Source organism: Pseudomonas cannabina (genome assembly GCF_900100365.1).
Classification (GTDB): Bacteria; Pseudomonadota; Gammaproteobacteria; order Pseudomonadales; family Pseudomonadaceae; genus Aquipseudomonas; species Aquipseudomonas cannabina.
The window spans coordinates 5,237,485-5,261,264 of the sequence record NZ_FNKU01000001.1; the positions used below are offsets into that span (position 1 = coordinate 5,237,485).

The window sequence follows — 23,780 nt, forward strand, 5'->3', positions numbered from 1 at the left end:
ACAATTCAAGCGGGTTTTTCAGGCGTCGGTAAAGCCGGTACCTTGAACACATGGCGCAGGTAGGCGACAAAGTTCGGGTCCTTGCATTGCGTCTTGCCTGGCTCGTCGGAAATCTTTGCTACGGCCTGACCGGCACAGGCGGTCATTTTCAGCACCATGTTCATCGGCGCAATGCCGGGTATGTCTGCGGTCAGGTTAGTCCCGATACCGAAACTGATATTGATACGTCCGCGCAGTGCACGGAAAATCTCCAGTGACTTCTGCAGATTCAGGCCATCGGAAAATACCAGCGTCTTGCTCATCGGGTCGATGCCGAGCTTCTGGTAATGCGCGATGCATTTTTCGGCCCACTTTACCGGGTCGCCCGAATCATGGCGCAAGCCGTCGAACAGTTTGGCGAAGTACAGATCGAAGTCGTTCAGGAAGGCATCGGTGGTGATGCAGTCCGTCAGGGCGATGCCCAGCAGGCCGCGGTACTCGCGAACCCAGCAATCCAGCGCGGCGATCTGGCTGTCGATCAGGCGCGGCCCCAGTTGCTGGTGCGCCATGATCCATTCGTGGGCCATCGTGCCAAGCGGCTTCAGATCGAGCTGGCGCGCTAGGTGCACGTTGCTGGTGCCGACAAATTGCCCCGGGAAATCGTTTTTCAGTACGCCGAGAATTTCTTCCTGCACGCGATAGGAAAACCGTCTGCGCGTCCCGAAATCCGCCACTTTCAGTTCGGCCAGCTCATCCGGCGTGGCATTGCTGGTCAGCCATTCAAACTTCTCATACAAACGATCCCGCGCCTGGCTCAGCAGGGTGTCCGGGTAACGGTGCCGATTGCGCACTTCGCTGACAATGGCCAGCAACGGCACTTCGAACAGGATCACATGCAGCCACGGCCCGTGCAGGCGAATGCACAGTTCGTCGTTCTCGATCGTGGTTTTCACATAGCGGGTATTGAAGCGGAACAGGCCGAGAAACCTGAGGAAGTCCGGCTTGATGAAAGTGATACGCTCCAGAAAGACCAGATGTTCAGGGGTCAGGGACAGCTCGCACAGCAGCTCGATCTGGTGCTTGATTTCACCCCGGTAGGGGCGAAGATCCTCGCCATTGCGGCAGCGAAACTCCCACTCGACGTCCACGTTGGGGTAGTTGTGCAGGACAGCCTGCATCATCGTCAGCTTGTAGAAATCGGTATCGAGCAGGCTTTGCACGATGCGATTGGAAAAGGCGCTCTCGCTCATTGAATCGGGCTCTCCAGAGCAGCCGGATAATGTCGGGCTCGTGACTTCCTGTCTGTCAGCACGGAAAGTTCACGGCCGGATGGGGGTGCATTGTCGCCCTTAAGCTGGCGGTTGATCCAACTGTTCCAGCATCCATTGTAGAAAAACCCGGATTTTGGGCACGTCGGCGGTGTGTTCCGGATAGGACAGGTAGTAGGCGCTGTTAGTGCTGGGCAATGCGTAATCCCAGGGAATCACCAGTTTGCCCTCGGCCAGTTCTTCCTCGACAAGAAAGCGCGGCAGCAGCGCAACGCCACAGCCGACCTGAGCCGCGCGGATGCACATGTAGAACGTTTCAAAGCGCGGGCCGTGATAGCTGTGGTCGGTGTGATAACCCTGACTTTCGAACCACTCATGCCAGGCCTGCGGGCGGAAGGCGTTCTGCAACAGGACCAGCTCGCTCAATTGGGTCGGGTCGGTGAAGGGGGTATCAGGCAGGCTGTCGGGTGAACACACCGGCACCAGTTGCTCGCCGAACAGCTTCACACTTTCTGCGCCGGGAATGGCGGCCTGACCGAAATAGAACGACACATCGCAACGGCCCTTGATCAAATCATCGGGCTCCTGCTCGTTCAGCAGGTCCAGGTGAATGTGCGGGTGGCGCAGACGCCAGCCTTTAAGGCGCGGCACCAGCCAGCGGGCGCCGAAGGTCGATGGCGTCGAAACCCGCAGGACCTCGGTTTCGCCACCATAAGAGCGCAGAAAGTGGGTGGACATCTCGATCTGCGTGAGGATCTTGCGCACCTCCGCCAGGTACAGCGCGCCCGCCGGCGTCAGTTGCAGGCGACGACGTACGCGCTGAAAGAGCAGGTGCTGCACCAACTCTCCAAGCTGCGCGACTTGTTTGCTGACTGCGCTTTGCGTCAGGTTCAGTTCTTCGGCGGCACGCGTGAAGCTCAAATGCCGGGTAACCGCCTCAAAGCATTGCAGGGCGGCGATCGACGGCAGATGGCGATTGTTCAGCATGGCAGGGCTTCTCTGTTTTGCGACACGAGCGTGCTGACGTCAGCAACATGAATGGCGGTGATGATATCTCGCCTGTCAGGCGTTTGTCGGTCACATACAGGGCAGGCGACCGTGGATGCATCTCTAGGATGGGCGTGCTTCTCGAAAGCGTGCGATAGCTTCAGCAGGTTTAAGCGATTGCGCTAGCCTTAATTGGTGCGTCTCGTAGCGTTCGCGCACTGCGCGTGTGCACTTCGGTGACGTGTGTTGTTACAGATGGGTTGCCCATCGGGCTCCGTCCTGGTTGCTACTCGACCCGGCACGGGTTGCGCGTTTTCGCGGAGGGGTTGCACCTTCTGCGCCGTAAGCGATTGAGAGGCCTTGTTGCAAGGCATTCAGGCCGTTGAATGGCACGAGCACGCGACATTTTCGATTACCAAAAAGCAATGGCACGCGCCTTGCTCTAAGCAAAAAGCAAAGCTGTATCTGTTCGATCATGAAAGTGCCAACTAAAAAAATATCCTCAGGAGCACCACTTCTGTCGCATACGTTTTACAGGAAAGGTTTTCTGGCAATCGCAGTGGCAACTGCGTTGGGCGTGTCTTCGTTTGCACAGGCGGACGTGAAAATCGGTGTGGCAGGGCCAATGACGGGCGCTAACGCATCGTTCGGTCAGCAATACATGAAAGGTGCGCAAGCTGCCGCCGACGCAATCAACAAGGCGGGTGGTGTAAATGGGGAGAAAATCATTCTGGTCGCAGGTGATGATGCCTGTGAGCCAAAGCAGGCAGTCGCGGTTGCCAACCGCCTCGTCGACCAGGAAAAAGTGATTGGTGTCGTCGGGCACTTCTGCTCTTCGTCGACCATCCCGGCTTCGGAGATCTATGGCGATGCAGGCGTGATTGCCATCACCCCTGGCTCGACCAACCCGGCAGTGACCGAGCGCGGCCTGAAAGAAATGTTCCGCATGTGCGGTCGTGATGACCAGCAGGGTATCGTTGCAGGCGACTACATCGTCGACGTGCTCAAGGGCAAGAAAGTCGCGGTCATCAATGACAAGGACACTTACGGCAAGGGCCTCGCCGACGCAACGGCCAAGCAACTGACGGCGCGTGGCGTCAAGCCGATACTCGAGGAAGGTCTGACCCGTGGCGAGAAAGATTTCAGCGCTCTGGTCACGAAGATTCGTTCGGTTGGCGCTGATGTCGTGTACTTCGGTGGTCTGCACCCGGAAGCCGGTCCACTGGTTCGCCAGATGCGCGAGCAGGGCCTCAAGGATGTCAAGTTCATGTCTGACGACGGCGTCGTGACTGACGAACTGGTCACCACCGCAGGCGGTGCACAGTACGTCGATGGCGTGTACATGACCTTTGGCGCCGACCCGCGCGCACTGCCGGACAGCAAGGCCGTTGTGGATGAATTCCGCAAGGCCGGTTACGAGCCTGAAGGCTACACCCTCTATGCTTACGCCTCCATACAGGCCCTGGCTGCCGGTTTCAATGGCGCCAAGTCCAACAAGAGCGACAAGGCCGCCGAGTGGCTCAAGGCCAACCCGGTCAAGACCGTCATGGGTGAAAAAGCCTGGGATGCCAAAGGTGACCTGAAAGTCTCCGACTACGTGGTTTACCAGTGGGACGCCACCGGCAAATACAAGCAACTCGAAAAACAGAAGTGACAGACCTCGCGTCAGCCCTGCCCGTCAGGTGCTGACCCGGTGATGGGCTCGCCCATGAGCGAGCCTGCATCTCTTTTGTTGTTTTCGGACCTGCCGGTCGCGCCTCACGAGGGACTGACCGGCAGGGTGCTGAGCTGCCTTCTTGTGTGAGCGTGCGTGATGGACGGAATTTTCCTGCAACAAATGATCAACGGACTCACCCTCGGGTCGGTCTATGGCCTCATCGCCATCGGCTACACGATGGTGTACGGCATCATCGGCATGATCAACTTCGCCCACGGCGACGTGTACATGATTTCCGCCTACCTGGCCGCCATCGGTCTCGCGGTTTTGTCTTTCTTCGGCGTGGAATCCTTTCCATTCCTGATTCTCGGCACGCTGGTGTTCACCATCGTGGTGACCGGTGTCTACGGCTTCGTCATCGAGCGTGTGGCCTACAAGCCGCTGCGTAACTCGACCCGCCTGGCACCGCTGATCAGTGCCATCGGTATTTCCCTGATTCTGCAGAATTACGCGCAGATCAGTCAGGGCGCCCGCCAGCAAGGCGTGCCTACGCTGCTTGAAGGCGCGTGGCGCTTCGAAGTCGGCAGCGGCTTCGTGCAGATCACCTACACCAAGATCTTCATCCTCATCGCCGCGTTCGTCGGCATGGGCGTGCTGACCTACATCATCAAGTACACCAAGCTGGGCCGCATGTGCCGGGCCACGCAGCAAGACCGCAAGATGGCCTCGATCCTCGGCATCAACACCGACCGGGTCATTTCCTATGTGTTCATCATCGGCGCGGCCATGGCGGCGCTGGCCGGTGTGCTGATCACCATGAATTACGGCACGTTCGACTTCTATGCCGGCTTCATCATCGGCATCAAGGCGTTTACTGCGGCCGTGCTGGGTGGGATCGGTTCGTTGCCGGGTGCCATGCTGGGCGGTTTGATCCTGGGGGTTGCCGAGTCGCAGTTCTCCGGTCTGATCAACTCCGATTACAAAGACGTGTTCAGTTTCGGCCTGCTGGTGCTGATTCTGATCTTCCGTCCCCAAGGCCTGCTGGGTCGCCCACTCGTGGCGAAGGTATAAGTATGTCCGCTCCTGATGCTGTTCCAGTTTCCAAACCTGTTGAAATCAAGAAGAGTCTGATAGACGCCGTGGTCGCCGGGTTGCTGGCGCTGATCGTGTTCGGCCCCATCGTCGGGATCGTGCTCGATGGCTACAGCTTCAACCTGCAGCCGACCCGCGTGGCCTGGCTGGTGGGCGTGGTCATGATCGGTCGCTTTCTGATCAGTCTGTTTCTGCAAACACCCAGAGGCCTGCGTGTTTCCCAGAGCTTCGAAAGCTCCGACTCCGGCGTGCATGTGCTCAAACCGGATCATCGATCACGCTTGTACTGGATCATTCCGCTGCTGATCGTGATTGCCATCGTGTTCCCGATCTTCGCCAACAAGTACATTCTGACCGTGGTCATCCTCGGTCTGATCTACGTGCTGCTCGGCCTGGGTCTGAACATCGTGGTCGGTCTGGCGGGGCTGCTCGACCTTGGCTACGTGGCGTTTTACGCCATCGGTGCTTATGGTCTGGCGCTGGGCTATCAGTATCTGGGCCTGGGCTTCTGGTCGGCGTTACCGCTGGCGGCGATTGCGGCGGCGCTGGCCGGATGCATTCTCGGCTTCCCGGTGTTGCGCATGCATGGCGACTATCTGGCCATCGTGACCCTCGGGTTCGGCGAGATCATTCGCCTGGTGCTGAATAACTGGCTGTCGTTCACCGGCGGCCCGAATGGTGTGCCGGTGCCCGCGCCCACCTTCCTCGGGCTGGAGTTCGGCCGACGCGCCAAGGATGGCGGGGTGCCGATCCATGAATATTTCGGCTTCGATTACAACCCGGACCTGAAATTCATCTTCATCTACGCCGTGCTGTTCCTGGTCGTGCTGGCAGTGTTGTTCATCAAGCATCGCCTGACGCGCATGCCGATCGGGCGTGCCTGGGAAGCCTTGCGCGAGGACGAGATCGCCTGTCGTTCGATGGGCCTCAATCACGTGCTGGTCAAGCTGTCGGCGTTCACGATTGGCGCATCGACAGCAGGCCTTGCAGGGGTGTTTTTTGCCAGCTACCAGGGCTTCGTCAACCCGACCTCATTCACATTTTTCGAGTCGGCGCTGATTCTGGCGATTGTGGTGCTGGGCGGCATGGGCTCGACCGTCGGTGTGGTGATCGCCGCGTTCGTGCTGACCGTTGCGCCTGAACTGCTGCGCAGCTTCTCCGAGTACCGCGTGCTGCTGTTCGGGATTCTGATGGTGCTGATGATGATCTGGCGACCACGCGGCCTGATTCGCATCAGCCGCACCGGGGTGAAACCGCGCAAAGGCGCGCTGGTGACAGAGGGGGCTGCGCGATGAGCACTGAAGTGATTCTCTCCGTCGAGCACCTGATGATGCACTTTGGCGGCATCAAGGCCCTTAGCGACGTCAGCCTCAAGGTCCGTCGCAATTCGATCTTCGCCCTGATCGGCCCCAACGGCGCGGGCAAGACCACGGTCTTCAACTGCCTGACCGGTTTCTACAAGGCCACCGGCGGACGCATCGAACTGCACACCCGCGGCAAGACCATCAACGTGATCCGGCTGCTGGGCGAACCCTTCAAGGCCACCGACTTCGTGTCGCCGAAAAGCTTCCTCAGCCGTGTGTACTACAAGATGTTTGGCGGCACTCACCTGGTCAACCGGGCCGGGCTGGCGCGTACCTTCCAGAACATTCGCCTGTTCAAGGAAATGTCGGTGGTCGAGAACCTGCTGGTTGCCCAGCACATGTGGGTCAACCGCAGCCTGATCAGCGGGATTCTCAACACCAAGGGCTATCGCAAGGCCGAAGAGGACGCGCTCGATACCGCGTTCTACTGGCTGGAGGTGGTCGATCTGGTGGACTGCGCCAACCGTCTGGCTGGCGAGTTGTCCTACGGCCAGCAACGTCGGCTGGAGATCGCCCGCGCCATGTGCACGCGGCCGCAGGTGATCTGCCTGGATGAGCCTGCTGCCGGCCTCAACCCGCAGGAAACCGAGGCACTCAGCGGCATGATTCGTCTGCTGCGTGACGAGCACGACATGACCATCGTGCTGATCGAGCACGACATGGGCATGGTCATGGGGATTTCCGACGATATTGTGGTGCTCGACCATGGCAACGTGATTGCGATGGGCGGGCCGGAACAGATCCGTAACGATCCGAAGGTGATCGCTGCGTACCTGGGCGCTGATGAAGAGGAGTTGGTATGAGCAAGCCGATCCTCGAACTGAAAGAGATCGATGTGTTTTACGGGCCGATTCAGGCCCTCAAGAAAGTCTCGCTGCACATCAATGAAGGCGAAACAGTGAGCCTGATCGGCTCCAACGGTGCGGGCAAATCCACGCTGCTGATGTCGATCTTCGGCCAGCCACGCGCTGCCAACGGGCAGATCATCTATCAGGGCACCGACATCACCCAGAAGTCCTCGCACTACATCGCTTCCAACGGCATTGCGCAGTCGCCGGAAGGGCGGCGGGTGTTCCCCGACATGTCGGTCGAGGAAAACCTGATGATGGGCACCATCCCGATTGGCGACAAGCATTCGGCTGAGGACATGCAGCGCATGTTTGAACTGTTTCCGCGTCTCAAGGAGCGCCGCAATCAGCGCGCCATGACGATGTCCGGTGGCGAACAGCAAATGCTCGCCATCGCCCGCGCATTGATGAGCCGCCCCAAGTTGCTGCTGCTTGACGAACCGAGCCTCGGTCTGGCGCCGATCATCGTCAAACAGATCTTCTCGACCCTGCGCGAACTGGCCGCCACCGGGATGACCATCTTTCTGGTCGAGCAGAATGCCAACCATGCGCTCAGGCTGTCGGACCGCGCTTACGTGATTGTCAACGGCGAGATCCGTTTGTCCGGCACAGGCCAGGAATTGCTGGTCAATGAAGAGGTCAGGAACGCTTATCTGGGCGGCCACTGAGTCAGTCAACACTTCACCGTTTCCTGCGTGCGCCCCGGACGTTCAACTGTCCGGGGCGTCGTTGTCTGCAATTGTGGAAAACAATTTTGACGGCCCTCCAGACTGCGACATAAAACCGCTGCAAATGGTTGTTTTGTCACCGTTTCGACTTGTTCAGGTTTACTGTGGAACCGGCTGTTAATAACTTGGGAGTATTTACCCGCAGCCCTTTATGCATAAGGCCTGTAGCGCGCTGGTCAAATTTTGCACAAGCGGTTTCGGTCAACTTTTCAGTGTGTTTGTCAACAGCGTTGGAGCTGGTCGTTCATACAGCTTTATTCTCTGTACGGCCTGTGGATAAGTCTGTGAACAAGCATTGGAAAGAGTGATCCAGCCGTTACCGTATCTGGGCTACAGGCCATCACGGTTTTCTGATGGTCTCCGGTCTGTTCAGGGTATCGATCAAAGTCAAGGGAAAAACTTTACATGTTGTGCTGGAGGCCACGTATGGCGGGGCTTTCAGCGTAACCGAGTTGCCCCCAAAGATTGTGTGTCTGACTGTGGATAAGGTGGGCAAAACTGCCTGCAAGGCCCGTAGCCTATGGCGTTGCGCGGGTTGATCGTTTTTTGTACAGAATAAGTCGGGATGTTGCATCGCAGTCCCGCAGACGGGCATTCTGCTGCCCTGCCAATCACTTACTAACAGGCTGCGCGTATTTCGCGCCATGTCAGGAGAATCACATGACTTCCACTGTATTTATCACGGGCGCCACTTCCGGTTTTGGCGAAGCCTGTGCGCGCCGTTTTGCCGAGGCGGGCTGGGGGCTGGTGCTGACCGGTCGCCGCAAGGACCGTCTGGATGCCCTGAGCGCCGAGTTGTCGAAACAGACCAAGGTGCACACGCTGGTGCTGGATGTGCGCGACCGCAAGGCGATGGAGAGCGCCATCGCTGAGTTGCCTGAAGCCTTCGCCAGCCTTCGCGGCCTGATCAACAATGCCGGTCTGGCGCTGGGGATCGATCCTGCGCCGAAGTGCGATCTGGATGACTGGGACACCATGATCGACACCAACGTGAAGGGCCTTGTTTACACCACCCGTCTGTTGCTGCCGCGCCTGATTGCGCATGGTCGCGGGGCGAGCATCGTCAACCTGGGTTCAGTGGCCGGTAACTACCCGTATCCGGGCGGCAACGTGTATGGCGGCACCAAGGCATTCGTCGGTCAGTTTTCGCTGAACCTGCGCAACGATCTGATCGGCACCGGTGTGCGTGTGACCAATCTGGAGCCGGGGCTGTGCGAGAGCGAGTTTTCGCTGGTGCGCTTCGGCGGTGATCAGGCCAAGTACGACGCCACCTATGCGGGCGCCGAGCCGATCCAGCCGCAGGACATCGCTGACACGATTTTCTGGATCATGAACACGCCAGCGCACGTCAACATCAACAGTCTCGAACTGATGCCCGTCAGCCAGACCTGGGCCGGTTTTGCGATTGACCGCAATCGCGGCTGATCAGCCTTCTGCAGGCGTTGGCGGCGGGAACGCGGTGATGAAGCGATTCTCGATGTAGTCGGCCAGGCCGATGTAGCAGGTCGCCAGATGGTAAGGCGTGGTCGACGGCATATCGCTGCGACTCACGCGGCCATCGGGTTCGACGCATTCGTTCCAGCCCTTGGCGTGCAGAAAGCGCTGCTCGAACGCCAGCAGTTGTTGGGGCAGTGCGGCATCGCATTCGGGCCTCAGCGCCATGGCCCGCAAGTATTCGGCCTGGGCCCAGATGCGCTGGGTCGCGTCGCGCACCGTACCATCCAGCGTCAGCATGGCCGTTACAGCGCCGCTCTGCGCATCGACGCCCTGCGCTTGCGCATACGCAAATGCACGGGTCATGGATTCATGCAGTTCGCGACCGTGCAGGTCGGGCGCAGATTGCAGCAGGAAAAACCACTCGAACTGATGGCCGGGCTCGTACCAGTTATCCACAGCACCCAGCGGTTTCTCCAGCATCACACCCGTCGCGGTATCGACGAAGCGGCGTTGCATGTGGATAACCAGCGCATCCATCGCCGATTGAGTAGCCGGGTCGGCACGCACCGACAGCGTCGCCAGAAAGGCTTCCGCCAGGTGCATCAACGGGTTCTGCAATGCGCCGGTGCCCAGCGCTGACCAGTCTTCATCGAGTTGCGCTTCGTACAGGCCGTCGTCGTCGGCAAAGCGTTCAGCCACCACGTTGAGCGCTGCGTTGAGGACTGATTCGGCCAGCGGGTCGCGCACCTTCGCCCAGTAATGTGCGCAGGCAAAGATGATGAAGGCGTGGGTGTAGAGGTCCTTGCGGCGATCCAGTGGCTTGCCCTGTGGATCGATGCTGTAAAACCAGCCGCCATGCTCGGCATCATGGAAATGCTGCTGCAGCGAGCGGAACAATGCTCCGGCCCGGGTTTGCGCATCGGGTACTTCGGCGTGATCGATCAGGCTGGAAAACAGGAACAGTTGCCGCGCGCAGGCCATCGCCCGATAGCGTTGCGGCGGCAGCGGCTGATCGTTGGCATCCAGTGCTTCGTAAGGCAATGCCAATTGCGCATTCCAGCCCGGCCCCTGCCAGAGAGGCACGACGACGTTCAGGAAATGCTCCTGCAAGGCGGCGAACACCGGAGTCAGTTCAGGGGCGGAGTCAGAGCTGGAAACAGAAGGCATCGGCGGGCATCGCGGCAGTGTCGAAGTGCGCAGCATGTTATCAGGATTGCTGCGCCGGTGAGTATTCGGGACGCTGCGCTTGCCGCTCGTTGCGCACGCTCCAGCGTGGCAATGCAGTTCGCGACGCTCTGCGTCGCAAAGGGGACGCGGAGCGTTGGCACGAGCGTCAGCTATCAGCCCGCTAGCAGCCACACACCCGTCGCTGCCGAGGCTGCGCCGGCGAGGCGTACCAGTGGCGCAGCCGCTTGCGGCAGTACGCGCACCACGGCATAACCCGCCGCATGCAATGCCGCAGTCGCCGCTACGAAACCTGCCGCATAAGCCCATGGGCTGGACATCTCTGGCAGCTCAAGACCATGCGCTACGCCATGAAACAGTGCGAACAGCGCAGTCGCCGCGACCGCCAGTGCCAGTGGTGGACGCACCGCCAGGGCCACTGCCAGGCCCAGCGCCAGCACCGAGGCGGCAATGCCGCTTTCCAGCGCAGGCAGGTTCAGGCCTTCGAAACCCAGAACGCCACCGATCAGCATGGTGCCGACAAAGGCGCAAGGCAGCGCCCAGCGCGCCGCACCTTTTTGCTGCGCGGCCCATAAACCCACGGCCAACATCGCCAGCAAATGGTCCAGCCCGCCCAGTGGGTGGCTGATACCTGCGATCAGGCCGTTATCGCCATGACCGGGGTGAGCCAGTGCCAACGTGGGTACTAACAGCAGGGCAAGGGCGCCCAAGGCTTTTTTGTAGTTCATCAACGGGTTCCTCAGGGGGTGAATTCAGGCGGCCGCAGTCAGCAGGCCCTGGCGTTCGATAAAGGCAATGATCTGCTCCAGACCCTGGCCGGTTTTCTGGTTGCTGAAGACAAACGGCTTCTCGCCGCGCATCTTGCGCGTGTCGCTGTCCATCATCTCCAGCGACGCGCCCACCAACGGTGCAAGGTCGATCTTGTTGATCACCAGCAAGTCCGACTTGCAAATGCCAGGCCCGCCTTTGCGTGGCAGCTTGTCGCCCGCAGACACGTCGATCACATAGATCGTCAGATCGGAAAGTTCGGGGCTGAACGTCGCTGACAGGTTGTCACCGCCGGACTCGACGATGATCATGTCCAGACCCTCAAAGCGCCGGTTCAACTGATCGACTGCTTCGAGATTGATCGATGCATCTTCGCGGATCGCCGTGTGCGGGCAGCCGCCAGTCTCGACGCCGATGATGCGCTCAGGTGCCAGCGCTTCGTTGCGCACCAGAAAGTCAGCGTCTTCACGGGTGTAGATATCGTTGGTCACCACCGCCAGGTTGTAGCGGTCGCGCAGGGCGAGGCACAGCGCCAGAGTAAGGGCGGTCTTGCCGGAGCCGACCGGGCCACCGATACCGACGCGCAGGGGTTGGCTGTTCATTGAATTCTCCTAGGGGGCTGATCAGGACCGGAATAACCGGCTGTATTGACGTTCGTGCGCCATGCTCGCCAGCGCCAGGCCAAAAGGCGCGCTGCCGACAGAATGGGTGTCGTGGTTGCTGGCATTGACCTGCGCCTGTTGCAGTAACGGCAACAGCTCGCTGGTCAGACGTTGTGCGGCCTGCTGGCCCAGCGGCAAGGTTTTCATCAGCACGGCCAGCTGGTTTTCCAGCCAGCTCCAGAGCCACGCGGCCAGCGCGTCCTGCGGGCTGATCTGCCAGGTGCGCGCAGCCAGCGCCCAGCCCAGCGCCAAGTGCGGCTCTGCGGTTTGTTGCAGAAAGTGGCGAGCATCGCGGTCCAGCTCGGGCAGCCCATCGAGCAACTGCTTCAGGGAATAGCCCATCTGACGGCTTTCCAGATGCAGTTCGCGCGTCTCGCGGCTGGCGCGATGCTGTTCGCTGACTTGCAGCAGTTGGCCCCAATCGCCAACGGCGGCCGCTTCGCAATGCGCCAGCAGCAAGGGCGCTTCGAAACGGGCGAGATTGAGCAGCAACTGATCGCCGATCCAGCGCCCGGCGGTCTGCGGATCGACCACAATGGCTTGTTCTACGGCCATCTCCAGCCCTTGCGAATAGCTGTAGCCGCCAATCGGCAGCTGCGGACTGGCCAGACGCAAAAGCGCCCAGGCGCTGTTCACGTGCGCACGCCGAACTGATGCATGCGCGGCGGGTAGTTGAAGTCCTCTTCACCGGCACGCGAATGATGATGGCCGCCGCCATAGGCGCCGTGTTCCGGCTGGAAGGGCGCCTCGATGGACTCAGTGGTTGCGCCCAGTTGATCGAGCATCGCCTTGAGCACGTAATCGTCGAGCAGGCGCAGCCAGCCATCACCGACTTGCAAGGCGACGTGGCGGTTGCCTAAATGATAAGCCGCGCGGGTCAGCTCGAAGGTGCTGCTGCACGTGACGTGCATCAGCTTCTCGGGACGTGCGCAGACGCGCACGATTCGGCCGTCCTCGGCCTGCAAAAATTCGCCATCGCGCAAAGGTGACTGACCGCGTTGCAGGAACAGCCCTACGTCTTCGTTTTCTGCACTGAAGCAGCGCAGACGGCTTTTGCTGCGCGCCTCGAAATTCAAATGCAGCTCGGCGGCCCATTCGGCCTGAGGTTCGATTCGATTGTGAATCACCAGCATCAGATAGTTTCCAGGCAATTGCGATGCTTCAAATCAGAGCAAGGTGCTTGCCAACAGCGCAGAGTGTAGGAAATGGCTGGCGGAAATGGCTGGCATTGATCTCAATATATCTGCTCGCGCCATTTGTTGGTGCGTAATTTCATATAGGCACCAAAAAGATGCGAATCACATACGCCTATGCGGATACGACCAGAGTGGCGATCCGCATTGCTCGCGAGGGGGCCTGTCGTGCAGACCCCGATTCAGCGCTCAATCATGGCTGCCAAGCCCGCGCCAGTGGCGGGCGCCGATGAAGATGAAGCGCAGCTGCTGGGTGATTTTGGCCTGTGGCGTGAGGTGCGGGGCGAGCGAGGCGGGTGGGGGGTCGATCAACTCAGGCAGCATGGCGAACACACTTTTGACCACCAGGTCGGCAATGATCGACAGTGCTTCGGCATTCAAGTGTCGCCATTTGGGCATCTTCGCCAGGTCGGCAGTCAGGTCGGCACTGATGCCCTCGCGCAGGGCACCCAACGCCTGACGCACCTTCAGCGAGCCACCGTATTGTTCGCGGGCCAGAAACAGGAACTGCGAACGGTTGGCGGCAACGCGCTCAAGAAAGATCTTCACCGAGGCACGAATAAGGCCGCCCACAGCAAATTCGTTTTGTCGTACCAGCCGGATAGTCTCGCGGAAGGTCTGACCGACTTCGCTGACCAAGGCCAGGCCCAGTTGATCCATATCTTCAAAGTGGCGATAGAAACCTGTCGGTACAATGCCCGCCGTACGCGCCACCTCGCGCAGGCTCAGGCTGCCGAAACCACGCCCGCTTTCCATCAATTGGTGGGCAGCGTCCATCAGGGCTCGGCGGGTCTGTTGTTTCTGTTCGGCGCGCGGCAGCATGGCTCAAACGATTCTTGGAATAGACTGGTGAGCACTTTACCAAATGCGCTTTGCCTGCGTCGAAGAGGTTTTAGCGCAACCTATTCAAATGAGGGGCAGTGCCGCTGCTGGCCTTTTGCTTGATTTCGTATTCCGATCAAACCCTCGGCGTGTTTGTCAGTCGAAGGATCATGTCGTATTCAGCGCGTCAGGGTCGGGGCGCTGTTTTCTGGAGATTCACGCATGACGCGTAGCCGCAAGATCTTCGCATGGACAGGTATCACCCTCGTGGTGCTGTTGGCCCTATTGGTCATCGTGATCGTTACTTTCGACTGGAATCGCATCAAACCCACGCTCAACACAAAAGTCAGCGAAGCGCTGCATCGCCCGTTCGCCATCAACGGCGATCTGGACATACGCTGGACCCGCGAGCCTGAACTGGGCGGCTGGCGCGCCTGGGTGCCGTCGCCGCATTTCGTCGCGGACGACCTGACGCTGGGCAATCCCGAATGGTCAAAAACGCCGCAGATGGTCACCCTCAAGCACGTCGAATTTCGCCTCTCCCTGCTGCCTTTGCTGGTCCAGCAAGTGGTTATTCCGCGTATCGACCTGACCGGTCCTGAAGCGAAGCTGGAGCGGCTTGCCGACGGGCGTGCCAACTGGGTATTCGACCTGCCCAAGTCCGATCCGAATGCCGAACCCTCCAAATGGGTAATCGACATCGGTGCCATCAAGTTCGATAAAGGCCTGGTGAGCTTCAATGACCAGACGCTGAACGCCAATCTGGATGTAGTGATCGACATGCTCGGCAAGCCGATCCCGTTCAGTGAGATCGTCGGCAGCAAAGAAGCGAAAAAGGCGCAGGACAAAGGTGCGGTGCCGCAGGACTATGCATTCGGTTTGGCGGTCACGGGCCAGTACCACGGCCAGAAACTGAGTGGCACCGGCAAGATTGGTGGCTTGCTGGCGCTCAAAGACGCGAATCAGCCATTCCCGGTGCAGGCAGACGTCAAGGTCGGCGACACCCATGCGGTGATCGCCGGGACCCTGACCGACCCGCAGAACCTCGGCGCGCTGGACCTGCGCCTGAAGCTGTCCGGCGCCAGCCTGAGCAATCTGTACCCGCTGACCGGTGTGGCCTTGCCTGACTCGCCGGCCTATTCCACCGATGGCCGACTAGTCGCCAAGCTGCACGATGCGGCAGGCGCCAGCTTTCGCTATGAAGGCTTCAACGGCAAGATCGGCAACAGTGATATCCATGGCGACCTGGGCTATGTCGCCAGCCAGCCGCGTCCCAAGCTGAGCGGCGTGCTGGTGTCCAATCAGTTGCTGTTCAGTGACCTCGCGCCGCTGATCGGTGCGGACTCCAATGCCGCGCAGAAAAAACGCGGCGGTGAGAGCAAGCAGCCGTCGGGCAAGGTCTTGCCGGTTGAAGAGTTTCAGACAGATCGCTGGCGCGCCATGGACGCCGACGTCGAGTTCACCGGCAAGCGCATTGTGCAAAGCCCTGATCTGCCGTTTACCGACCTCTACACCCACCTGATTCTCAATGATGGTCAGTTGAGCCTTGAGCCGCTGCGCTTTGGCGTAGCAGGTGGCAAGCTGGACGCCGATATTCGCCTCGACGGGCGTAACAAACCGTTGCTGGGCCGTGCCAGGCTGTCTGCGCGCAATTTCAAGCTCAAGCAACTGTTCCCGACCTTCGAACCGATGAAAACCAGTTTCGGTGAGCTGAATGGTGATGCGGATATCAGTGGCCGGGGCAACTCGATTGCGGCCTTGCTCGGCACTGCCAACGGCGAAATGAAAATGCTGGTCAATGATGGCGCGATCAGCCGGGGCCTGATGGAGATCGCCGGGCTCAACGTCGGCAACTATGTGGTGGGCAAACTGTTCGGCGACAAGGACGTAAAGATCAACTGCGCAGCTTCCGACTTCGGCATCAAGGATGGCCTGGCGACCAGTCGCCTGATCGTCTTCGATACCGAGAACGCGATCATCTACATCAGCGGCACCGCCAACATGAAGACCGAACAGCTGGATTTGCAGGTCAACCCTGAATCCAAGGGCTTCCGCGTGTTCTCGCTGCGTTCGCCGCTGTATGTCAACGGTCCGTTCGCCAAACCGAACGCCGGCGTGCAGTCCGGCCCCCTGCTGTTGCGCGGCGCCGGCATGGTCCTGCTTGGCGCAACCGTAGGCCCGGTGGCAGGCTTGCTGGCACTGGTGGCGACCGGCGACAACGAACCCAACCAATGCGGCCCGCTGCTGGAACAGATGCGCACCGGCAAGGCGCCGAAGACGGTGAAGTGATTTCCAGAAATGCACTGTCGCGCTGGAGTGGCCAGCGTTATACACAAGTCCTGAAGAACCCCGAAACGGGGCTTTTGTAGGAGCGGACCGGGCGACGCTTCGCTTGTCCGCGATCTCTCGGTTTTTGTAGGAGAGGACTTGTCCGCGAACTGCCGGGGACCGGCAGTAAACCGGTGCATACGGTACATCAGGTACAACTGAGGTAGTTTGGATCAGGGCCGCTTCGCAGCCCATCGAGGACGAGTCCGCTCCCACGCCCTCCGGGCAGAAACGCGTTGTGTGGCAGCAGACCGGGCGACGTTTCGCTTGTCCGCGATCTCTCGGTTTTTGTAGGAGCGGACTTGTCCGCGAACTGCCGGGTACCGGCAGCAAAACCGGTGTATGCGGTACATCAGGTACAACTGAGGTGGTTTGGATCAGGGCCGCTTCGCAGCCCATCGTGGACGAGGCCGCTCCCACGCCCTCCGGGCAGAAACGCGTTGTGTGGCAGCAGACCGGGCGACGTTTCGCTTGTCCGCGATCTCTCGGTTTTTGTAGGAGCGGACTTGTCCGCGAACTGCCGGGGACCGGCAGTAAACCGGTGCATACGGTACATCAGGTACAACTGAGGTAGTTTGGATCAGGGCCGCTTCGCAGCCCATCGCGGACGAGTCCGCTCCCACGCCCTCCGGGCAGAAACGCGTTGTGTGGCAGCAGACCGGGCGACGCTTCGCTTGTCCGCGATCTCTCGGTTTTTGTAGGAGCGGACTTGTCCGCGAACTGCCGGGTACCGGCAGCAAAACCGGTGCATACGGTACATCAGGTACAACTGAGGTAGTTTGGATCAGGGCCGCTTCGCAGCCCATCGCGGACGAGTCCGCTCCCACGCCCTCCGGGCAGAAACGCGTTGTGTGGCAGCGGACCGGGCGACGCTTCGCTTGTCCGCGATCTCTCGGTTTTTGTAGGAGAGGACTTGTCCGCGAACTGCCGGGTACCGGCAGCAAAACCGGTGCATACGGTACATCAGGTACAACTGAGGTAGTTTGGATCAGGGCCGCTTCGCAGCCCATCGCGGACGAGTCCGCTCCCACGCCCTCCGGGCAGAAACGCGTTGTGTGGCAGCAGACCGGGCGACGCTTCGCTTGTCCGCGATCTCTCGGTTTTTGTAGGAGCGGACTTGTCCGCGAACTGCCGGGTACCGGCAGTAAACCGGTGCATACGGTACATCAGGTACAACTGAGGTGGTTTGGATCAGGGCCGCTTCGCAGCCCATCGCGGACGAGTCCGCTCCCACGCCCTCCGGGCAGAAACGCGTTGTGTGGCAGCAGACCGGGCGACGTTTCGCTTGTCCGCGATCTCTCGGTTTTTGTAGGAGCGGACTTGTCCGCGAACTGCCGGGTACCGGCAGCAAAACCGGTGTATGCGGTACATCAGGTACAACTGAGGTAGTTTGGACCAGGGCCGCTTCGCAGCCCATCGCGGACGAGTCCGCTCCCACGCCCTCCGGGCAGAAACGCGTTGTGTGGCAGCAGACCGGGCGACGCTTCGCTTGTCCGCGATCTCTCGGTTTTTGTAGGAGCGGACTTGTCCGCGAACTGCCGGGTACCGGCAGTAAACCGGTGCATACGGTACATCAGGTACAACTGAGGTGGTTTGGATCAGGGCCGCTTCGCAGCCCATCGCGGACAAACAAAACGTCGCCCGGTCCGCTTGTCTAGTCCTGAAATAGGTTTACACCTGTTTCACGCTCAAAAACGCCCGATGCACCGCGTCGGGCGTTTTGTATTTCAGGGATAGGTGCGGTCGCTCCCCATTATAGATCTGCACCGATTCATCCACCATTTTCACTGCATCTGCCAAGTCTTTAGGCCGATGGAGTAGAAACTCGGTCTTCAAAATTCCGTTTATTCGCTCGGCCATAGCGTTCTGGTAACAGTCATAGCCATCAGTCATCGAGCACCGGATTTCATGCCTGGTATGCAGACGTTGGTAGAGGTCGGAACAGTACTGGGCACCGCGATCTGAATGATGAATCAGCATCTGATCGGTTTTTCGCTCTCCTACCGCTTTTTCCAGTGCCTTTATCACCGACTGTGTATGCAGGCTCTCATGCACATGATGACCAACAATCTTGCGTGAGTACGCATCTGTCACAAGGCTCACATAGGCCACGCTTTCCTGTGTAGGCAGATAGGTGATGTCTGCAACCCAGACCTGTTCGGGTCCATTGGCCACGACTTGTTCAGGACCTGCTTTGAGCAGGTTGGGGTGGCGGCGAAAGCGATGATGACTATGAGTGGTCTTGTGATAAGCCCGTTTGCGCGGAACCAGCTCGCGCGCATCACGAAGGATGGTAAACAGACGGTCTCTACCCACGCACAACGACGCAGGAGCTTCGACGCTCATCAAGTAGTGCAGCTTGCGCGTTCCCAGCCTGGGCTGGCGACGCCGCTTTTCCAGGACGAAGTCCACCACCTCTTGGTCTTGGCGGACCTTCGCGTCAAAAGCGCGATTACGCTTGTAATACGCTTGACGCGAAATACCCATGAACAGGCAAGCCCTGGTAATGCTCAGGTCTTGGATTTGCCCTTGCGAGAGGACTTGCCGGGTCGCTTTTTTACGATGGAAACACCGTAGTCATTTTTCAAGACGTTCACGACAGCTTCAAAGAACTGGGCCTTCTGATTGCTCAGCACCAGCTGTTCTTCAAGCTCTTTAATCCGCTGCTCAGGTGTCGGCGGGAGTGTTGGCTCGGTCATGGACCTGTTCCTCGGCTCTCGAATTGATGCGCCTTGGCTCCAATCCTGTCGACCGTGCTTTCGTAACCAGACCAGCACCGTCGACCGGCCTTGGATGCCATAGCGTCGCTGGGCTTCTTTATAACTCAACTCGCCTTTTTCAACCTGATCTACGACCGATAATTTAAAGGCTAGCGTGTAATCGCGCTGGCTGCGCCTTTTGCCCGAATTCATTGAGTCCTCCTGAGGAAAGGTCAGAAGGTGTAAACCTTATTCAGGACGGGACAGCTCCCACAAAAAAGCCAGGACACAGGTCCTGGCTTTTTTACTGGGTGCCGCGTTTTACAGGCCTTCGAGAATGTCCGCCATGTCATCGGCATGCTCTTCTTCCTGAGCAAGGATTTCTTCAAAGATGCGGCGGGTGGTCGGGTCGCTGTCGCCGATGTACTGGATGATCTCGCGATAGCTGTCGACCGCGATGCGCTCGGCGACGAGGTCTTCGTAGACCATTTCTTTCAGCGTGTTACCGGCAACGTACTGCGCGTGAGAGTTCTTCGACAGCAGGTCCGGGTTGAACTCCGGTTCGCCGCCCAGTTGCACGATACGCTCGGCCAGTTTGTCGGCGTGCTCGGCTTCCTGGGTCGCATGCTCCAGAAACTCTTCCGCTGCGACGCTGGCCTTCAGGCCAGACGCCATATAGTAGTGGCGCTTGTAGCGCAGTACGCAGACCAGTTCGGTCGCAAGCGACTCATTGAGCAGGCGCAACACCGTCTCACGGTCAGCGCTGTAGCCTTCAGTCACCGCACCATTTTCAACGTTCTGGCGCGCACGCTGGCGCAGGGTGTTTACATCGGATAGCTGTGATTGCGGTGCAGAGTTCATCATTTTTCTCCAGGACTCATCAGGTTTTGCTGTCTCGCTCTGTGCGTTGCCCGGCAAGATCAGCAAAGGTTGTGAGTGGCGCGGGAGGGAAAAAGTTTTATCGGATTTTCGCAGGACAGGGCGGATGTGACTAAATGTAAAAATATAAGAAACGAGCGCCGAGCGGTGGGGTCCCAACCATGTGACCCAAATAAATCGTGGAGATACACAATGCTCAAGTTTCTGGGAAGCACCGTAGGCATCATCTTTCTGATCGGCCTGGTCGTGGTTATTGCCCTGTTCAAGCTGGTTTTCTAAAACGCATTCAACAAAAAGCCCGAGGCATTCTGTCTCAGGCTTTTTGTTTGCGGCGTGCTTTTATTACATCGCTTTTTCGTTCTTCTCGCGCTGTTCGCAGGTCATGAAACCTTTGTTGGTCACACGGCCGTCGCTGTTGAAGCTGACGTGGTAAACCTGTCTGTGGCCGTCTTTGGTCATGATGTAGTTGTTGCACGTGCCCGGGTTGACCTTGCGCTCGATGGTGGTCGAAGGCTCGCCGCCGATGGTCAGGACTTGCTGGCGGGTCATGCCGTTCTCGACCTGTTTGACCAGCGGTTCGTTGCGATACGTGACGTAGTCCACCGGGTTCTGCACGGTTGTGTTGCTGCAACCTGCCATTGTTGCCAGGACAAATGTTGCCGCGAGGATTTTCTTGTACATCGTTATTGCTCCACAGGTCAGAGCCGGTTTTGGCCCGGTATGCCTTGGAGCGGGCACGGTGCTGAAGAGTTCGAAAAAAAGATGGCGATAAGGCAGTATTTTACTGTCGCATTAGTGGCTTTCCTGGCCCAGAATGCCACGATCGTCGGGAAACGATGGCCCTTTGAATATTCCCCGCACGTTCCCGAAAGGCCGAGGTCAATCTGATGGCATGGTCGAGCGTTCAGCCCGGCCTTCGGCTCGGTCATCGGTGTCAGACCGTAGTTCGTTAATCAGCCGATCCTCAGTGACGGCCAGGAAGATGCGATGAGCGATAAAGAACTGTATGAGATCGAGTACACCCTGCTCGGTGAGCACCACGTAGACGTTATCGAGAATCTGGACGTGCCCATCATCGAGGTGGTGCACGAGCTGGCGCTCAAGCACCATGTAGAACTGGACGAACTTTCAGGCGGCGAAACCGGCATTCCTCACGCTGCCGGCATCACCGATGTTTCGATTCACAGCCTGGAGGTGGGCGAGAGCAGCGCGACTGCCTAATCCGCTTTTGACCGCAACGGCGTGGTCCAGCGTTCTGCAAGGATGACCCCGCACAAGGTCAGCGCTCCGCCGAACAGGTGATAGAGCGCCAGTTGCTCGCCCAGCGTCGCCGCGGCAATCAATGCCGTGGCGATGGGCATCAGGTTGAAGAACAGGGTCGTGCGGCTTGGGCCAAGGCGCATGATCGCTTTCATCCACAGCCATGGCGCAAGCATGGACGTGGGAATGGCCGCATACAGCACCATCGGAATGTTGCTCGCATTCAGGCCGGTTTTTGCCGACAGGATGAACGGCGGCAGCAGCACGATAATCGCCAGCAGAATCTGCACATACAGCAATTGCAGGGGCGGCAGACACAGTTGCCACTTCTTCAGCAGCGTGCTGTAGATGGCATAGGACGCTGCTGCCACCAGCACCATCGCATCCCCTCGATTGACACCGTGCTCGATCAGATCACCCGGATTGCCCGCCGAAACCACGACCACCACGCCTGCGAATGAAATGATGGCGCCCACCAGCGCGCCCGAGGTCAGGCGATTGCCCAGGCAGGCGATTGACAGCCCGAGCGCCATCATCGGCACCATGGACTGAATGATCCCCATATTGGTGGCGGTCGTCAGGCCAGCGGCGAAATACGCCAGGCTCTGGTAAAGCGCCGTGCCCAGCACCGCGAGGATAAAAATCTTGCCCAGCAACGGTTTGATCGCCGCCCGGTTTGCCCAGACGGGCCTGAGCATGAATGGTGTGAACAGCAGCCCGGCCATTGCCCAGCGATAGAAACCTATTTCGGCCGGGAAGATCACCCCGGACGAAGCCTTGGTGACAGCCGTATTGACCGCCCAGATAAGGATGGTGATCAGCGGAAACGCGTATTGCATGAGGGGATCATCGTGAAAACGAGGGGCGATTATCCGCCTGTTTACCGGCTAATGCACCGTGCCACGTCATATCTCGCAACAGCTGACTACACTGATTCTCAGCCTGTGCCGCCCGGCGCAGCGGATCTGGAGAGTCGATCGATGAAGAAGCTCGGTATTCCTCTATTGCTCGTTGGCCTGATGGTGTCCGCCCAGGGTTTTGCCGCCACCGCGCAGCAGAACAAGATGACCACCTGCAACGCTGACGCCAGCGCCAAATCGCTCAAGGGCGACGAGCGCAAGACGTTCATGAGCAGTTGCCTGAAAGCTGCACCGCCGCCAGCACCCACCCAGCAGGAAAAAATGAAGACCTGCAATGCGACTGCCAGCGCCGATGCGCTCAAAGGTGACGCTCGCAAGAGCTTCATGAGCGATTGTCTCAAGAAGAAATAATTTTCCGGCATTGCCCGACGCCTGGATCAGCGCGTGCACGTGCAGCAAATACGGCACTTGCGCGCGGTTTTCAAGCCGATCATCAGATGGATGATCGCGGCGCATTTTTTCCACCTTGCGCATCGCTGGTTCTCGGCTAAGAAGGCTGGCAGACTGCCCACCTTCCTAGTGTTGCCCTTTGAGGGTCTATGCCAACGTTTTCTGCGCGTCAGGTGTTAATAGCCAGCTGGATTCTTGTCTTTGGCGGTTTGCTGTTGGTACTGCCTTTCAAGTTGCTGCCCAGCCTGTTGGCAGGATTGCTGGTCTTCGAACTGGTCAACATGCTGACCCCCAAGCTGCAACGCCTGATCTCCGGCGAGCGTGCGCGCTGGCTGGCGGTGGCCTTGCTGGGGACCATCGTGGTCAGTCTGCTGACCCTGATTTTTGCCGGCGTCATCAGCTTTGTGCTGCATGAAGCCGAGAATCCGGGCGCTTCGCTGGACAAGTTCATGGTGCTGGTGGATCGTGCTCGTGGTCAGCTGCCACCGTTCATCGATGCCTATCTGCCCGCCAGTGCCGCGGAATTACGGGTTTCGCTGGGGCAGTGGCTGCAAAAGCATGTGGGTGAGCTGCAACTGATCGGCAAAGGCGCGGCGCACATGTTCGTCACCATGCTGATCGGCATGGTGCTGGGTGCGATCATTGCCTTGCAGCGCATCTCCGCTGATCACGTGCGCAAGCCGCTGGCTGCCGCGCTGTTCGATCGTCTGTATCTGCTCAGCCGGGCGTTCCGCAATATCGTCTTCGCCCAGATCAAAATCTCCTTGCTCAATACCGCCTTTACCTCGGTATTTCTGGCCATCGTGCTGCCGCTGTGCGGCATTCACCTGCCGCTGACCAAAACCCTGATCATCATGACCTTCCTGCTCGGCTTGCTGCCGGTGGTGGGTAATCTGATGTCCAACACGCTGATCTTTATCGTCGGCATGTCGATCTCGATCTGGGTCGCCTTGGCGGCGCTGGGTTATCTGATCGTGATCCACAAGGTCGAGTATTTCCTCAACGCGCGAATCGTCGGTGGGCAGATCAACGCCAAGTCGTGGGAATTGCTATTGGCGATGCTGCTGTTCGAAGCCGCCTTCGGCCTGCCGGGTGTGGTGGCAGGGCCGATCTATTATGCGTATCTGAAGAGCGAGTTGCAGAAGGAAGGGTTGGTTTAAGGCTGATGTTGATACCCGTCTGGACGGGAGCGCAGAACGCAGCTTCTGCCCGGAGGGCGTGGGAGCGGGCCGGGCGACGCTTCACTTGTCCGCGATGGGCTGCGAAGCGGCCCCAAAACAGGCTGCGTCGGTTGTGTCTGGTACACCGAGGCGG

23 protein-coding genes are annotated in these 23,780 nt (G+C 59.1%); 11 read left to right on the forward strand and 12 right to left on the reverse strand.

All coding sequences use genetic code 11. From position 1 onward, the window contains the following. Window positions 1–5 precede the first annotated feature (5 nt). Together pncB and BLT55_RS24570 are read right to left on the reverse strand one after the other, a co-directional pair. The gene (pncB, locus tag BLT55_RS24565; RefSeq protein ID WP_054999703.1) at window positions 6–1,229 is read right to left on the reverse strand and encodes a nicotinate phosphoribosyltransferase; all 1,224 of its coding nucleotides are present in this window, start codon (window positions 1,227–1,229) and stop codon (window positions 6–8) included. Between the two features lie 99 nt (window positions 1,230–1,328). After that, a complete protein-coding gene (locus tag BLT55_RS24570) occupies window positions 1,329–2,234 on the reverse strand; it encodes a LysR substrate-binding domain-containing protein (RefSeq protein WP_054999704.1) in 906 nt (301 codons plus the stop codon). A gap of 475 nt (window positions 2,235–2,709) precedes the next feature. On the opposite strand from BLT55_RS24570, the gene BLT55_RS24575 reads away from it, so the two are divergent. The 6 genes from BLT55_RS24575 to BLT55_RS24605 all read left to right on the forward strand — a co-directional run bounded on the left by BLT55_RS24575 (window position 2,710) and on the right by BLT55_RS24605 (window position 9,348). Beyond that, window positions 2,710–3,888: a branched-chain amino acid ABC transporter substrate-binding protein gene (locus tag BLT55_RS24575; RefSeq protein ID WP_375233517.1), complete on the forward strand. Its 1,179-nt coding sequence runs from the start codon at window positions 2,710–2,712 to the stop codon at window positions 3,886–3,888. Between the two features lie 159 nt (window positions 3,889–4,047). Beyond that, a complete protein-coding gene (locus BLT55_RS24580; RefSeq protein ID WP_054080191.1) occupies window positions 4,048–4,962 on the forward strand; it encodes an ABC transporter permease subunit in 915 nt (304 codons plus the stop codon). Between the two features lie 2 nt (window positions 4,963–4,964). Beyond that, the gene (livM, locus tag BLT55_RS24585; protein WP_054999705.1) at window positions 4,965–6,278 is read left to right on the forward strand and encodes a high-affinity branched-chain amino acid ABC transporter permease LivM; all 1,314 of its coding nucleotides are present in this window, start codon (window positions 4,965–4,967) and stop codon (window positions 6,276–6,278) included. Next, the gene (locus tag BLT55_RS24590) at window positions 6,275–7,150 is read left to right on the forward strand and encodes an ABC transporter ATP-binding protein (protein WP_054999706.1); all 876 of its coding nucleotides are present in this window, start codon (window positions 6,275–6,277) and stop codon (window positions 7,148–7,150) included. The genes livM and BLT55_RS24590 overlap by 4 nt, the downstream gene beginning before the upstream one ends. Continuing rightward, window positions 7,147–7,863, forward strand: coding sequence for an ABC transporter ATP-binding protein (locus BLT55_RS24595; RefSeq protein ID WP_054999707.1), 717 nt, complete (start codon window positions 7,147–7,149; stop codon window positions 7,861–7,863). Before BLT55_RS24590 ends, BLT55_RS24595 begins: the two co-directional genes overlap by 4 nt. A gap of 720 nt (window positions 7,864–8,583) precedes the next feature. Further along, on the forward strand, window positions 8,584–9,348 hold the full coding sequence (locus BLT55_RS24605) for an SDR family oxidoreductase (RefSeq protein WP_007250980.1): 765 nt from the start codon (window positions 8,584–8,586) through the stop codon (window positions 9,346–9,348). On the opposite strand, the gene BLT55_RS24610 is transcribed toward BLT55_RS24605, so the two are convergent. From BLT55_RS24610 to BLT55_RS24635, 6 genes are all read right to left on the reverse strand, one after another. Continuing rightward, window positions 9,349–10,563: an AGE family epimerase/isomerase gene (locus BLT55_RS24610; RefSeq protein WP_054999708.1), complete on the reverse strand. Its 1,215-nt coding sequence runs from the start codon at window positions 10,561–10,563 to the stop codon at window positions 9,349–9,351. Between the two features lie 137 nt (window positions 10,564–10,700). Beyond that, window positions 10,701–11,273 carry a HupE/UreJ family protein gene (locus BLT55_RS24615; RefSeq protein WP_054084451.1) on the reverse strand — a complete coding sequence of 191 codons (573 nt, stop codon included), beginning with the start codon at window positions 11,271–11,273 and terminating at the stop codon, window positions 10,701–10,703. 24 nt (window positions 11,274–11,297) lie between these two features. Beyond that, entirely contained in the window at window positions 11,298–11,915 is a 618-nt protein-coding gene (gene ureG, locus BLT55_RS24620) for an urease accessory protein UreG (RefSeq protein ID WP_007250976.1), read from the reverse strand. Between the two features lie 21 nt (window positions 11,916–11,936). Beyond that, window positions 11,937–12,611, reverse strand: coding sequence for an urease accessory protein UreF (locus BLT55_RS24625; protein WP_007250975.1), 675 nt, complete (start codon window positions 12,609–12,611; stop codon window positions 11,937–11,939). Next, entirely contained in the window at window positions 12,608–13,108 is a 501-nt protein-coding gene (gene ureE / locus BLT55_RS24630; protein ID WP_054084449.1) for an urease accessory protein UreE, read from the reverse strand. The genes BLT55_RS24625 and ureE overlap by 4 nt, the downstream gene beginning before the upstream one ends. A gap of 249 nt (window positions 13,109–13,357) precedes the next feature. Beyond that, entirely contained in the window at window positions 13,358–13,990 is a 633-nt protein-coding gene (locus tag BLT55_RS24635; RefSeq protein WP_007250973.1) for a TetR family transcriptional regulator, read from the reverse strand. 222 nt (window positions 13,991–14,212) lie between these two features. Between BLT55_RS24635 and BLT55_RS24640 the strand changes: the two genes are divergently transcribed. After that, window positions 14,213–16,279: an AsmA family protein gene (locus tag BLT55_RS24640; RefSeq protein WP_054999709.1), complete on the forward strand. Its 2,067-nt coding sequence runs from the start codon at window positions 14,213–14,215 to the stop codon at window positions 16,277–16,279. 1,710 nt (window positions 16,280–17,989) lie between these two features. Here the strand turns inward: BLT55_RS24640 and BLT55_RS24660 are convergent. Together BLT55_RS24660 and BLT55_RS24670 are read right to left on the reverse strand one after the other, a co-directional pair. Continuing rightward, window positions 17,990–19,230 (reverse strand): IS3 family transposase gene (locus tag BLT55_RS24660; RefSeq protein ID WP_167359962.1). Its coding sequence is split into 2 segments (ribosomal slippage): window positions 17,990–18,879 and window positions 18,879–19,230, totalling 1,242 coding nucleotides; the frame shifts between segments, so codons are not numbered across the junction. A 108-nt stretch (window positions 19,231–19,338) separates the two neighbouring features. Next, window positions 19,339–19,878 (reverse strand): ferritin-like domain-containing protein, encoded by a 540-nt coding sequence (locus BLT55_RS24670; protein WP_007250971.1) that lies wholly within the window; start codon window positions 19,876–19,878, stop codon window positions 19,339–19,341. A 210-nt stretch (window positions 19,879–20,088) separates the two neighbouring features. Here BLT55_RS24670 and BLT55_RS35130 point away from each other — a divergent pair, with 210 nt between their 5' ends. Further along, window positions 20,089–20,175, forward strand: coding sequence for a small membrane protein YohP (locus tag BLT55_RS35130; protein WP_441344152.1), 87 nt, complete (start codon window positions 20,089–20,091; stop codon window positions 20,173–20,175). Window positions 20,176–20,238: 63 nt separating this feature from the next. On the opposite strand, the gene osmE is transcribed toward BLT55_RS35130, so the two are convergent. Next, a complete protein-coding gene (gene osmE, locus BLT55_RS24680) occupies window positions 20,239–20,577 on the reverse strand; it encodes an osmotically-inducible lipoprotein OsmE (RefSeq protein WP_054998699.1) in 339 nt (112 codons plus the stop codon). A 306-nt stretch (window positions 20,578–20,883) separates the two neighbouring features. On the opposite strand from osmE, the gene BLT55_RS24690 reads away from it, so the two are divergent. Further along, the gene (locus tag BLT55_RS24690; protein WP_007250969.1) at window positions 20,884–21,117 is read left to right on the forward strand and encodes a hypothetical protein; all 234 of its coding nucleotides are present in this window, start codon (window positions 20,884–20,886) and stop codon (window positions 21,115–21,117) included. On the opposite strand, the gene BLT55_RS24695 is transcribed toward BLT55_RS24690, so the two are convergent. Then, window positions 21,114–21,995: a DMT family transporter gene (locus BLT55_RS24695; RefSeq protein WP_054998698.1), complete on the reverse strand. Its 882-nt coding sequence runs from the start codon at window positions 21,993–21,995 to the stop codon at window positions 21,114–21,116. The two genes, BLT55_RS24690 and BLT55_RS24695, sit on opposite strands and share 4 nt — an antisense overlap. Before the next feature lie 141 nt (window positions 21,996–22,136). Between BLT55_RS24695 and BLT55_RS24700 the strand changes: the two genes are divergently transcribed. Together BLT55_RS24700 and BLT55_RS24705 are read left to right on the forward strand one after the other, a co-directional pair. Further along, complete coding sequence (locus BLT55_RS24700; protein WP_054998697.1) at window positions 22,137–22,427, forward strand: PsiF family protein; 291 nt, start codon at window positions 22,137–22,139, stop codon at window positions 22,425–22,427. A 188-nt stretch (window positions 22,428–22,615) separates the two neighbouring features. Then, window positions 22,616–23,626, forward strand: coding sequence for an AI-2E family transporter (locus BLT55_RS24705; protein ID WP_054998696.1), 1,011 nt, complete (start codon window positions 22,616–22,618; stop codon window positions 23,624–23,626). The last annotated feature ends 154 nt before the right edge of the window (window positions 23,627–23,780 follow it).